12 protein-coding genes are annotated in these 12,228 nt (G+C 68.9%); 8 read left to right on the top strand and 4 right to left on the bottom strand.

What is annotated here, in order from left to right; translation table 11 throughout:
• Positions 1-91 precede the first annotated feature (91 nt).
• The 5 genes from atpA (at position 92) to OG828_RS16890 (ending at position 5,269) form a co-directional block, all read left to right on the top strand.
• Complete coding sequence (gene atpA / locus OG828_RS16910) at positions 92-1,684, top strand: F0F1 ATP synthase subunit alpha (RefSeq protein WP_328356872.1); 1,593 nt, start codon at positions 92-94, stop codon at positions 1,682-1,684.
• Positions 1,685-1,705: 21 nt separating this feature from the next.
• A complete protein-coding gene (locus OG828_RS16905; RefSeq protein WP_328356869.1) occupies positions 1,706-2,620 on the top strand; it encodes a F0F1 ATP synthase subunit gamma in 915 nt (304 codons plus the stop codon).
• The gene (gene atpD, locus OG828_RS16900) at positions 2,620-4,056 is read left to right on the top strand and encodes a F0F1 ATP synthase subunit beta (protein WP_210572607.1); all 1,437 of its coding nucleotides are present in this window, start codon (positions 2,620-2,622) and stop codon (positions 4,054-4,056) included. The genes OG828_RS16905 and atpD overlap by 1 nt, the downstream gene beginning before the upstream one ends.
• A gap of 262 nt (positions 4,057-4,318) precedes the next feature.
• Positions 4,319-4,693, top strand: a complete 375-nt coding sequence (locus OG828_RS16895) for a F0F1 ATP synthase subunit epsilon (RefSeq protein ID WP_189942660.1) — start codon at positions 4,319-4,321, stop codon at positions 4,691-4,693.
• A gap of 129 nt (positions 4,694-4,822) precedes the next feature.
• Positions 4,823-5,269 (top strand): DUF2550 domain-containing protein, encoded by a 447-nt coding sequence (locus OG828_RS16890; RefSeq protein ID WP_301984312.1) that lies wholly within the window; start codon positions 4,823-4,825, stop codon positions 5,267-5,269.
• A gap of 5 nt (positions 5,270-5,274) precedes the next feature.
• Here the strand turns inward: OG828_RS16890 and OG828_RS16885 are convergent, their stop codons facing one another.
• From OG828_RS16885 to OG828_RS16875, 3 genes are all read right to left on the bottom strand, one after another.
• Complete coding sequence (locus OG828_RS16885) at positions 5,275-7,101, bottom strand: glycoside hydrolase family 18 chitinase (protein WP_328501612.1); 1,827 nt, start codon at positions 7,099-7,101, stop codon at positions 5,275-5,277.
• A 163-nt stretch (positions 7,102-7,264) separates the two neighbouring features.
• A complete protein-coding gene (locus tag OG828_RS16880) occupies positions 7,265-7,906 on the bottom strand; it encodes a response regulator transcription factor (RefSeq protein WP_328501611.1) in 642 nt (213 codons plus the stop codon).
• Positions 7,903-9,099, bottom strand: a complete 1,197-nt coding sequence (locus OG828_RS16875; protein WP_328501610.1) for a sensor histidine kinase — start codon at positions 9,097-9,099, stop codon at positions 7,903-7,905. The genes OG828_RS16880 and OG828_RS16875 overlap by 4 nt, the downstream gene beginning before the upstream one ends.
• A 152-nt stretch (positions 9,100-9,251) precedes the next feature.
• Here OG828_RS16875 and OG828_RS16870 point away from each other — a divergent pair, with 152 nt between their 5' ends.
• Positions 9,252-9,881 carry a hypothetical protein gene (locus OG828_RS16870; protein ID WP_328438517.1) on the top strand — a complete coding sequence of 210 codons (630 nt, stop codon included), beginning with the start codon at positions 9,252-9,254 and terminating at the stop codon, positions 9,879-9,881.
• Positions 9,882-9,926: 45 nt separating this feature from the next.
• On the opposite strand, the gene OG828_RS16865 is transcribed toward OG828_RS16870, so the two are convergent.
• Positions 9,927-10,499: a cob(I)yrinic acid a,c-diamide adenosyltransferase gene (locus tag OG828_RS16865; protein WP_328356843.1), complete on the bottom strand. Its 573-nt coding sequence runs from the start codon at positions 10,497-10,499 to the stop codon at positions 9,927-9,929.
• Positions 10,500-10,662: 163 nt separating this feature from the next.
• Here OG828_RS16865 and OG828_RS16860 point away from each other — a divergent pair, with 163 nt between their 5' ends.
• Together OG828_RS16860 and OG828_RS16855 are read left to right on the top strand one after the other, a co-directional pair.
• Complete coding sequence (locus tag OG828_RS16860) at positions 10,663-11,511, top strand: 3-hydroxyacyl-CoA dehydrogenase family protein (RefSeq protein WP_301984318.1); 849 nt, start codon at positions 10,663-10,665, stop codon at positions 11,509-11,511.
• 150 nt (positions 11,512-11,661) lie between these two features.
• The gene (locus OG828_RS16855) at positions 11,662-11,985 is read left to right on the top strand and encodes an STAS domain-containing protein (RefSeq protein ID WP_210572623.1); all 324 of its coding nucleotides are present in this window, start codon (positions 11,662-11,664) and stop codon (positions 11,983-11,985) included.
• Positions 11,986-12,228: the final 243 nt, after the last annotated feature.

The raw sequence follows: 12,228 nt of genomic DNA, 5'->3' as shown, positions 1-12,228 counted from the left end.
GCCCGGTTGGGCCGTGCAGAGGATTCCTGGGGGTCGCCCCCAGACCCCCAAGTTGAAACTTCGGGCCCAACAAGGAGAGCAGGGAACCCAGATGGCGGAGCTCACGATCCGGCCGGAGGAGATCCGGGACGCGCTGGAGACGTTTGTCCAGTCGTACAAGCCGGACGCGGCCTCGCGCGAGGAGGTCGGTACGGTCACCCTTGCCGGCGACGGCATCGCGAAGGTCGAGGGTCTTCCCTCGGCCATGGCCAACGAACTGCTGAAGTTCGAGGACGGCACCCTCGGCCTCGCGCTCAACCTGGAAGAGCGCGAGATCGGCGCCATCGTCCTCGGTGAGTTCAGCGGCATCGAGGAGGGCCAGCCGGTGCAGCGCACCGGTGAGGTGCTCTCCGTGGCTGTCGGCGAGGGCTACCTCGGCCGCGTGGTCGACCCGCTCGGCACCCCGATCGACGGCCTCGGCGAGATCGAGACCGACAGTCGCCGCGCCCTCGAGCTGCAGGCCCCGGGCGTCATGGTCCGTAAGTCGGTGCACGAGCCGATGGAGACCGGCTACAAGGCCGTCGACACGATGACCCCGATCGGCCGTGGTCAGCGTCAGCTGATCATCGGTGACCGGCAGACCGGCAAGACCGCTCTGGCCGTCGACACGATCATCAACCAGCGCGACAACTGGCGCACGGGCGACCCGAACAAGCAGGTCCGCTGCATCTACGTCGCCATCGGTCAGAAGGGCTCGACCATCGCCTCCGTGCGTGGTGCCCTCGAAGAGGCCGGCGCTCTGGAGTACACGACCATCGTCGCCGCCCCGGCGTCCGACCCGGCCGGCTTCAAGTACCTGGCGCCGTACACCGGTTCGGCCATCGGCCAGCACTGGATGTACCAGGGCAAGCACGTCCTGATCATCTTCGACGACCTCTCCAAGCAGGCCGACGCCTACCGCGCCGTGTCCCTGCTGCTGCGCCGCCCGCCGGGCCGTGAGGCCTACCCGGGTGACGTCTTCTACCTGCACTCCCGTCTGCTGGAGCGCTGCGCGAAGCTGTCCGACGAGATGGGCGCCGGCTCGATGACCGGTCTGCCGATCGTCGAGACCAAGGCCAACGACGTCTCGGCGTTCATCCCGACCAACGTCATCTCCATCACCGACGGCCAGTGCTTCCTGGAGTCCGACCTGTTCAACGCCGGTCAGCGTCCGGCCCTGAACGTCGGTATCTCGGTCTCCCGAGTCGGTGGCTCCGCCCAGCACAAGGCCATCCGGCAGGTTTCCGGCCGTCTGCGCGTGGACCTCGCCCAGTTCCGTGAGCTGGAGGCGTTCGCCGCCTTCGGTTCCGACCTGGACGCCGCGTCGAAGGCGCAGCTGGAGCGCGGTCAGCGCATGGTCGAGCTGCTCAAGCAGCCGCAGTACCAGCCGATGGCCACCGAGGACCAGGTCGTCTCCATCTGGGCCGGCACCACCGGCAAGATGGACGAGGTGCCGGTGAACGACATCCGCCGCTTCGAGAAGGAGCTGCTGGAGTACCTGCACCGCAAGGAGCAGGGCCTGCTCACCTCCATCCGCGAGGGCGGCAAGATGTCCGACGACACGCTGCAGGCCCTGGCCGACGGGGTCGCGGAGTTCAAGAAGCAGTTCGAGACCTCGGACGGCAAGCTGCTGGGCGAGGAATCGGCCGTCAGCGTCTCCAAGTGACGTAAGGAAGGGACCTGACTCATGGGAGCCCAGCTCCGGGTCTACAAGCGTCGCATCCGATCCGTCACCGCGACCAAGAAGATCACCAAGGCGATGGAGATGATCGCCGCCTCGCGCGTCGTCAAGGCGCAGCGCAAGGTGGCGGCGTCCACGCCGTACGCGCGGGAACTGACCCGCGCGGTCACGGCGGTCGGTACCGGCTCGAACACCAAGCACCCGCTGACCACCCAGGCCGACACGGTCACCCGGTCCGCGGTGCTGCTCCTGACGAGCGACCGTGGTCTCGCCGGTGCCTTCAACTCCAACGCCATCAAGGCGGCGGAGCAGCTGACCGAGCGCCTGGAGCGCGAGGGCAAGCAGGTCGACGTCTACATCGTCGGCCGGCGCGGTGTCGCCCACTACAACTTCCGTGAGCGCAAGATCGCGGAGTCGTGGACCGGGTTCACGGACCAGCCGTCGTACGCGGACGCCAAGAAGGTCGCGGCCCCGCTGATCGAGGCCATCGAGACGGAGACGGCCGAGGGCGGCGTGGACGAGCTCCACATCGTCTACACCGAGTTCGTGTCGATGATGACGCAGACGGCGCAGGACGCGCGCCTGCTGCCGCTCAGCCTCGAAGAGGTCGCACAGGAGGCGCCGAAGGGCGAGATCCTCCCTCTGTACGACTTCGAGCCCTCGGCGGAGGACGTCCTCGACGCCCTGCTGCCGCGGTACGTGGAAAGCCGTATCTACAACGCGCTGCTCCAGTCGGCCGCTTCGAAGCACGCCGCCACGCGGCGCGCGATGAAGTCGGCCACCGACAACGCCGGCGACCTCATCGAGAACCTCACCCGGCTTGCCAACCAGGCCCGCCAGGCCGAAATCACCCAGGAAATCAGCGAGATCGTCGGAGGCGCGAGCGCCCTGGCCGACGCGACCGCGGGGAGTGACTACTAATGACCACCACTGTTGAGACCGCGACGGCTACGGGCCGCGTCGCCCGGGTCATCGGCCCGGTCGTCGACGTGGAGTTCCCCGTCGACGCGATGCCGGAGATCTACAACGCCCTCCACGTCGAGGTCGCCGACCCGGCGCTCGCGGGCGAGAAGAAGACGCTGACCCTGGAGGTCGCCCAGCACCTGGGTGACGGCCTGGTCCGCGCCATCTCCATGCAGCCCACCGACGGCCTGGTCCGTCAGGCGCCGGTGACCGACACGGGCAAGGGCATCACCGTCCCGGTCGGCGACTTCACCAAGGGCAAGGTGTTCAACACCCTCGGTGAGGTGCTGAACAGCGACGACACCTACGACGGCGAGCGGTGGTCCATCCACCGCAAGGCCCCCGCCTTCGACCAGCTCGAGTCCAAGACCGAGATGTTCGAGACCGGCCTGAAGGTCGTCGACCTGCTGACCCCGTACGTCAAGGGCGGCAAGATCGGTCTGTTCGGTGGTGCCGGTGTCGGCAAGACCGTGCTGATCCAGGAAATGATCATGCGTGTCGCCAACCTCCACGAGGGCGTCTCCGTCTTCGCGGGCGTCGGCGAGCGCACCCGTGAGGGCAACGACCTCATCGCGGAGATGGAAGAGTCCGGCGTTCTGGACAAGACCGCGCTGGTCTTCGGTCAGATGGACGAGCCCCCGGGCACCCGCCTTCGTGTGGCCCTGGCCGGTCTGACCATGGCGGAGTACTTCCGCGATGTGCAGAAGCAGGACGTGTTGTTCTTCATCGACAACATCTTCCGCTTCACCCAGGCCGGTTCCGAGGTGTCCACCCTGCTCGGCCGTATGCCGTCCGCGGTGGGTTACCAGCCGAACCTGGCGGACGAGATGGGTCAGCTGCAGGAGCGGATCACCTCGACGCGTGGTCACTCGATCACCTCGATGCAGGCGATCTACGTCCCCGCGGACGACCTGACCGACCCGGCCCCGGCCACCACGTTCGCCCACCTCGACGCGACGACGGTTCTCTCCCGTCCGATCTCCGAGAAGGGCATCTACCCGGCCGTGGACCCGCTGGACTCCACGTCCCGCATCCTGGACCCGCGCTACATCGCGCAGGACCACTACGACGCCGCCATGCGCGTCAAGACGATCCTGCAGAAGTACAAGGACCTCCAGGACATCATTGCGATCCTCGGTATCGACGAGCTGGGCGAGGAGGACAAGCTCGTCGTCCACCGTGCCCGTCGCGTGGAGCGCTTCCTGTCCCAGAACACCCACGCCGCCAAGCAGTTCACCGGCGTGGACGGTTCGGACGTACCGCTGGAAGAGTCGATCGCCGCGTTCAACTCGATCTGCGACGGTGAGTACGACCACTTCCCGGAGCAGGCGTTCTTCATGTGCGGTGGTCTCGAGGACCTGCGCAAGAACGCGAAGGAGCTGGGCGTCTCCTGAGCGAGCGCCTGCGGCGGGCTGAACTGGTCTCGCAGCAGGAACCGCCTCTTGGGTGAGAGGGGTGGAGCGGCGCCTCGCGGGCTTGCCCTGCGGGGTGCGGTCCGCCCCTCTCATCACGCCTACGCTGCATTGCCTGGGGGCCAACCCCCAGACCCCCGGCCGAGCCCTGGGGCGGGGCCCGACACCTTGGTGCTCGGCGCCCCACTAGACTTGTACCTAACACCCGGCGATAAGAGCCGGGTGGTGACCCGAGGAGCCACCCTTGGCTGCTGAGCTGCACGTCGCGCTGGTCGCGGCCGACCGAGAGGTCTGGTCCGGCGAGGCCACCCTGGTCGTCGCGCGCACCACGTCCGGCGACATCGGCGTCATGCCCGGTCACCAGCCGCTGCTCGGTGTGCTGGAGTCGGGCCCGGTGACCATCCGTACGAGTGATGGTGGGACGGTCGTCGCCGCGGTGCACGGCGGTTTCATCTCGTTCGCGGACAACAAGCTGTCGTTGCTGGCCGAGATCGCCGAGCTGTCGGACGAGATCGATGTCCAGCGCGCCGAGCGAGAGCTCGAACGCGCGAAGGCGGAGGGCGATGCCACCGCCGAGCGGCGCGCAGACGTACGACTGCGTGCGGCGGCGGCGAGCTGACACCGCTCACCGTGTGATGACGTCACTCAGCCGCGGCTGGAACCGGAGCGATCCGGTACCAGCCGCGGCTGAGGCGAATATGGGTGTTTTTTCCATTCCGTTACCGAGGAGACGAGGAGGTCGGTGCCGATGGTCCTCGCTCTGACTGTGTGCGGAATTGTCGTCGCCCTCGTGGTGGTGGGGCTGTTCGTCTTCGGCCTGCGCCGCAGGCTCATCCAGCGCTCCGGCGGCACCTTCGACTGCTCCCTGCGCTGGGACGTCCCGGAGAAGACCGACACCAGCGGCAAGGGCTGGAGCTACGGCGTCGCCCGCTACAACGGCGACCGCGTCGAGTGGTACCGCGTCTTCTCCTACGCCTACCGCCCCCGCCGCATCCTGGAGCGCGCCGCGATCGAGGTCGCCGGCCGCCGCCTCCCCGAGGGCGAGGAGGAGCTTGCGCTGCTCTCCGACGCGGTGATCCTCACCTGTCTGCACCGGGGCACGCGCCTGGAACTCGCGATGAGCGAAGACGCGCTGACCGGTTTCCTCGCGTGGCTTGAGGCAGCCCCGCCCGGTCAGCGCGTCAATGTTGCTTAACGGGTCTACTTCAGCCCGTTGTTGATCGCGGTCAGCAGCTCGCCATTGCCGGTGTCACCGCTGAACTCCCAGAAGAACGCGCCGCCGAGGCCCTGGTTCTTGGCCCACGTCATCTTTCCGGCGATCGTCGACGGGGTGTCGTAGGACCACCAGTTGTTGCCGCAGTGCGCGTAGGCGGTCCCGGCGATGGTGCCGGTGGCGGGGCAGGAGTTCTTGAGCACCTTGTAGTCCTCGATGCCCGCCTCGTACGTTCCCGGGGCCGCGCCGGTCGCCGTGCCGCCGGGGGCGGACTGGGTGACGCCGGTCCAGCCGCGGCCGTAGAAGCCGATGCCGAGGAGCAGCTTGGCTGAGGGGACGCCCTTGGCCTTGAGCTTGGCGATCGCGTCGGCGGAGTTGAAGCCCGCGGCCGGGATGCCGGAGTACGAGGTCAGGGGCGAGTGCGGAGCGGTCGGGCCGTCCGCGTCGAAGGCGCCGAAGTAGTCGTACGTCATCACGTTGTACCAGTCGAGCGAGGCCGCGGCGCCGCCGTAGTCGGCCACGTCGAGCTTGCCGCCGGAGGAGCCGTCGCCGGTGATGGCGGCGGTGACGAGGTAGTTGGAGCCGAACTCCGTGCGCAGCGCCGACATGAGGTTCTTGAACGCCGCCGGCCCGCTGGTGTCGCAGGTCAGGCCGCAGGCGTTCGGGTACTCCCAGTCCATGTCGATGCCGTCGAAGACGTCGGCCCAGCGCGGGTCCTCGACGACGGCCTTGCAGGACTTGGCGAACGCGGCCGGGTTCTGTGCGGCCTGGCCGAAGCCGCCGGAGTAGGTCCAGCCGCCGAAGGAGTACAGCACCTTGATGTGCGGGTACTTGGCCTTGAGCTGGCGGAGCTGGTTGAAGTTGCCGCGCAGCGGCTGGTCCCACGTGTCGGCGGTGCCGCTGACGGACTGGTCGGCGGTGTAGGCCTTGTCGTAGGCGGCGTAGGTGTCGTCGACGGTGCACTGACCGTTCTTGACGTTGCCGAACGCGTAGTTGATGTGCGTGATCTTGGACGCCGAACCCGAGGTCACCAGGTTCTTGACGTGGTAGTTGCGGCCGTAGACACCCCACTCGGTGAAGTAGCCGAGCTTGACCTTGTCGCCGGTCGGCGGGGGTTCGGTGGTGCCGCCGGTGGTGCGGACCGCGCGGGCGCCGGAGACCGGGCCGGTCTGGTCGGCGGTGTCGCGGGCCTGGACGGTGTAGGAGTAGTCGGTTCCGGCGGTCAGGCCGGTGTCGGTGTACGACGTCGAGGTCACCGTCGCGACCTTGGTGCCGCCGCGCAGGACGTCGTAGTTCTTGATGCCCTTGTCGTCGGTGGCCGCGCTCCAGCTCAGTCTCACCGAGGTGTTGGTGATGTCGGAGGCGGCCGGGGTGCCGGGGGCGGACGGCGGGTTGTCACCGGGGACCGTGGGGCCGCCGTCACAACTGCCGCTGTTCAGCTTGCAGTTGGCGGGGGCGCCGGAGCCCTTGCCGTTGAAGCCGAAGGAGATGGAGGCGCCGGGGGAGAGGGTGCCGTTCCAGGACTTGTTCTTGGCGGTCCAGTGGGTGCCGGAGGAGGTGACGTCGGCGTCCCAGGCAGAGGTGACGGACGTGCCGGAGGGGAAGTCCCACTCGACGGTCCAGGAGTTGATGGTGGTGTCGCCGGTGTTCTTGACGGTCCACTTGCCCTCGAAGCCGGTGCCCCAGTCCTGGGTCTTGGCGTAGGTGGCGGTGGCGGAGGTGGCCGCCTGGGCCGGGCTGGCGAGGCCGACCAGTCCGGCGAGAGGGAGCAGCAGGGTCGCGAACCCTGCCACGACTCTGTGTCTGAAGCGCATCGTGCGCCTCCTCAGGGGGTGTTGGGGGCGGGACTGAGCCTTCACGCCCACGGTGCCGCGAGAATAGAAAGGTCTGGACCACAGGTCAATAGGTCCAGACCAGTTGGTCTTGAATGGCTCTGGAGCGGCTCTTGATCGGCTCCTGCGCGGCGGCCCCGTTCCGCTAGATCCCCAACTCCTGTGCCAGCACCGCCGCTTGCACCCGGCTGCGCAGCTCCAGCTTCCCCAGCAGCCTGCTGACGTGCGTCTTCACGGTCGCCTCCGCCATGTCGAGGCGGCCGGCGATCTCGGCGTTCGACAGTCCCTCGCCGAGACAGGACAGCACCTCGCGCTCGCGCCGGGTGAGGGTGTCAAGCGCCGCCGGTTCGGGCTTCGGTTCCCGTGCGGGGCGGGCGGCGAACTCGGCGATCAGGCGCCGGGTGACGGCCGGGGCGACGATGCCCTCGCCGCGCGCCACCGTCCGTACCGCGTCCAGCAGATCCTTGGCGTCGGTGTTCTTGAGCAGGAAGCCGGACGCGCCCGCCCGCAGCGCCCCGAAGACATACTCGTCGAGGTCGAAGGTGGTCAGGACCAGCACATCCGCCAGCCCTTCGGCCACGACCTGCCGGGTCGCCGACACCCCGTCCAGGCGCGGCATCTGAACGTCCATCAGCACCAGGTCCGGCCGCAGTACACGGGCCCGCGCGACCGCCTGCTCGCCGTCCGCCGCCTCGCCGACCACCTCGATGTCGGACGCGCTGCGCAGGATGAGGACGAGACCGGCGCGCACGGCCGACTGGTCCTCGGCGACGAGCACTCGGATCATTCGGGGTCTCCTTGCGGATGGTCGGTGACGGGGAGCGTGACGTGTACGGCCCAGATCTTGCCGTCCGCGGAGTCCTCGGGGCCCGCCTCGAACGTGCCGCCCAGCAGGGCCGTCCGCTCCCGCATGCCGACGAGTCCGGCGCCGGAGCCGGGGGCACGGGGGCCGTCCTGACGGCCGTACGGGCTGATCGCGGCGATGGCCAGCGAGCCGTCCCGCTGCCTCAGGGTGACCGTGACCCGGCCGGGCCCCGCGTGCTTGAGGGCGTTGGTCAGGCACTCCTGGACGATGCGGTACGCCGCCAGCTCCACCGGGGCGGGGAGGGAGTCGGCGTGCTCGGTGTCGAGGCCGACGTCGAGGCCGTTGGCGCGGGCGCCCTCGACCAGCGAGCCGAGCCCGTCGAGCGTCGGGGCCGCGGTGGGTTCCAGGTCGCCGCTGTCGTCGCGCAGGATGCCGATCAGCCGCCGCATCTCGGCGAGCCCTTCGACGCTGTTCTCGCGGATGACGGCCAGGGCGTCCTGGGTGGTCTTCGGGTCGTCCAGGGAGAGCGCGGCGGTGGAGTGGATGGCGATCGCGGAGAGATGGTTGGCGACCATGTCGTGCAGCTCCCGGGCCATCCGGGCGCGCTCGGCGGTGACCGCCTGGGTGCGGTCCATCTCGGCGAGCAGCGCGGTCTGCTCGGCACGCAGCCGGGCGGCCTCGGCGGCGTCGCGGTGGTTGCGGACGATCCAGCCGGTGGCCGCGGGGGTGTACGCCACCAGCCCGACGACCACGCCGACCAGCAGCGCCTCGGGCTTGCGCCAGGTGGCGAGGGACACCAACGTCCCGACCACCGTCATCACCCCGGTGATCCACAGCACCCGGCGGGCGGCGGCGGGTGGGCTGTACAGGACGGCCGCGTAGACCAGGTCCGTGAACATCACCCAGGTGACCAGGTTGCCCTGGGTGATGGTGTCGACGGTGAGCGCGGCGACGCCGATGAGGAGGCCCGTACGCGGACAGGTGCGGCGCAGCAGCTCGCAGCCCGCCATCACGACGAGCGGTACGAGGATGGGCCAGCGTCCGTCCCAGAGGATGATCGGATCCCTGGGCCCCCGGACGCCGAGGCCCACGCCCCAGAGCAGCAGCCCGCCGAGCAGACCGGCGCAGGCGATGCGCACGTCGTCCGGGTGCGGGCGGGGGAGCGGGACGGCCATGACTCCATCCAACACGGCGCCGCGCTTGGGCGCCTGATGCCCGGGAACGGTCCGGGACTGCATCTTTCGATGTACGGGGAGTTCGTCACCGGCGACGACGCAACGGCCCCGGCCCGCCGGGAGCCTTGAAGGGTGACCGAAGGGAGTGAGCCGTGATCGTCGCGTTGATCATCGCCTGTGAGGTGGGGTTCTGGGTGCTCCTCGCCCTGGGCCTGGCCGTCCGCTATCTGCTGAAGTGGCGCCGTACGAGCGTGGTGCTGCTGCTGTGCGAGCCCGTGCTCGAGCTGGTCCTGTTCGTCGCGACGGCGATCGACCTGAAGAACGGCGCCGAGCCCAGCTGGGAACACGGCGTGGCGGCGCTCTACATCGGCTACACCGTCGCGTTCGGCCACTACACGATCCGCTGGCTCGACGGCCACGCCGCCCATCGCCTGGGCGGCGGCCCGCCCCCGCCGAAGCCGCCGCGCTACGGCCGCGCCCGCGCCCGGCACGAGGCGAAGCTGTGGCTGCGGGCGGTGTTCGGCGGCGCGGTGGCCCTCGCGCTCCTCCAACTCGCCGTCTGGTACGTCGGCGACTCCGGGGACGTCAGCTCCCTGCGCTCCTTCCAGTGGGTGGCGGTGCGCACGGTCGGCATCTACGGCCTGATCGCCCTCTCCTACACGGTCTGGCCCCGGAAGGAACCGGCGTCAGCGCTCCCCACCCGGGACCCACAGCACGTCCCCGACGTCCTTGTTGGCCGTCCGCGCAAGGATGCTGCATCTCCCGGGGGACACTCCAACTGATGGCCGCTGCGCGGCGGGCCGGACCCCCGGCCGGAGGGCGTTTCCTCAGCGTTCGCCGCCGGGGACCCACAAGACGTCTCCCGCGCCCTTGTTCGCGGTCCTCGCCAGGATGAAGAGCAGGTCCGACAGCCGGTTGAGGTAGGTCGCGGTGAGGGGGTTCATGACCTCTCCGTGCACCTCCAGCGCGGCCCACGTCGACCGCTCCGCCCGCCGTACGACCGTGCAGGCCTGGTGGAGCAGGGCCGCGCCCGGGGTGCCGCCGGGGAGGATGAAGGAGCGCAGCTTCTCCAGCCGTTCGTTGAAGCGGTCGCAGTCCGCCTCCAGCTTGTCGATGTAGAACTGCTCGACCCGGAGCGGCGGGAACTCGGGCTTCTCCACCACCGGCGTCGACAGGTCCGCCCCCACGTCGAACAGGTCGTTCTGCACGCGGGTGAGGACCTTGACGATCTCCTCGTCCAGCCCGCCCAGCGCGATCGCCGTCCCGATCACCGCGTTCGCCTCGTTGGCGTCGGCGTACGCGGAGATCCGCAGATCCGTCTTGGGCACCCGGCTCATGTCCCCGAGGGCGGTGGTGCCCTGGTCGCCGGTCCTGGTGTAAATGCGCGTCAGATTGACCATATGGCCAGCGTAGTTACAAGTCGGCGGTACTCCACGGTGTGATGTGCGTCAGGAGACACGTGACGCGCGTTACTAACCGATCACACAGCGCCCTCACTGCCGCTAGGGTCCGCCCGAGAGGCATAAATAAAGAGGCTGTGAGTATTCAAAGGGGAGTCGCACAGTGGCACGGAAGCTCGCCGTCATCGGCGCCGGCTTGATGGGTTCCGGCATCGCCCAGGTCTCCGCGCAGGCGGGCTGGGACGTCGTTCTGCGCGACGTCACCGATGAGGCGCTGAAGCGGGGCACCGACGGGATCAAGGCGTCGTACGACAAGTTCGTGAGCAAGGGCAAGCTGGAGGCGCACGACGCCGACGCCGCCCTCGCCCGGATCACCGCGACCACCGATCTGGACGCCGCCGCGGACGCCGACATCGTCGTCGAGGCCGTCTTCGAGAAGCTGGAAGTCAAGCACGAGATCTTCCGCGCCCTCGACAAGCTGGTGAAGGACGACGCCGTCCTCGCCTCCAACACCTCCGCCATCCCGATCACCAAGATCGCGGCCGTGACGGAGCGCCCGGAGCGGGTCGTCGGTACGCACTTCTTCTCACCGGTGCCGATGATGCAGCTGTGCGAGCTGGTCCGCGGGTACAAGACGAGCGACGAAACCCTCGCCACCGCACGGGAGTTCGCCGAGTCCGTGGGCAAGACCTGCATCGTCGTCAACCGGGACGTCGCCGGGTTCGTGACCACCCGTCTGATCTCCGCCCTCGTCGTCGAGGCCGCGAAGCTGTACGAGTCGGGCGTCGCGACCGCCGAGGACATCGACCTCGCCTGCAAGCTGGGCTTCGGCCACGCGATGGGACCGCTGGCCACCGCCGACCTGACGGGCGTCGACATCCTGCTGCACGCCACCAGCAACATCTACACCGAGTCCCAGGACGAGAAGTTCGCTCCGCCCGAGCTGATGCGCCGGATGGTTGACGCCGGTGACATCGGGCGCAAGAGCGGGCAGGGGTTCTACAAGCACTGAAACCGCACATGCCCCTGGAGCATCACTCCGTGGGGTGAATTCGGTATCGGTTCGCTTACAGATGGCAACCTCGGACCGCTTCTCACAGTCAGAGGTTGCATCACCGGGCATCACCACGCGGAGACAACAGACGCACCACGGGGAGCGCATATGTTCATCAGGGGCGACCACGCCGAGCTGGTCGTCGGGGGCCGCCTCGACGTCCGCAGCGCGGCGGACGCCCGTACGGTCCTGCACTCGGCCGTCGACGACGGAGCCGGCGATCTGGTACTGGACCTGTCCGAGCTGGACTCCTGGGACGCCACCGGACTCGGTGTGATCATGGGGGCCCACCGACGGGCCGGCCGCTGCGGCCGGCGCCTGGTGCTGCGCGACGTACCGCCGCAGATGCAGCGCCTGCTGGTGGCGACCCGGCTGCACCGGATCCTGGCGATCGAGGGCGGCATCGGGGTGGAGTCGCTGCCCCGCGTGTGACACCCGGCGTCAGTGGTACGCGGTGGGTCGGACGTTGCGGATGTGACACGTACGGCGCGCACAATCCTCACGAGACCGCGACGTCCCGGACCGCGCGGGACCCCGGACTGTCGTAGATACTGTGCGAAGGTTTAGGGTTCGGTCGCCCGCTCCCAGTCATCCCTTCGAGCGGGCCCGGACCAGAAGCGATACAGCGCGGTGTGCAACAGGCCGGGAGGGGCCGGTGCCGGCACACGACGCTTT

Origin of the sequence: Streptomyces sp. NBC_00457 (genome assembly GCF_036014015.1) — a bacterium.
Taxonomy (GTDB): Bacteria; Actinomycetota; Actinomycetes; order Streptomycetales; family Streptomycetaceae; genus Streptomyces.
Note: the sequence above shows the minus strand (reverse complement) of the source record. Positions and strands in the feature narration are given on the sequence as shown.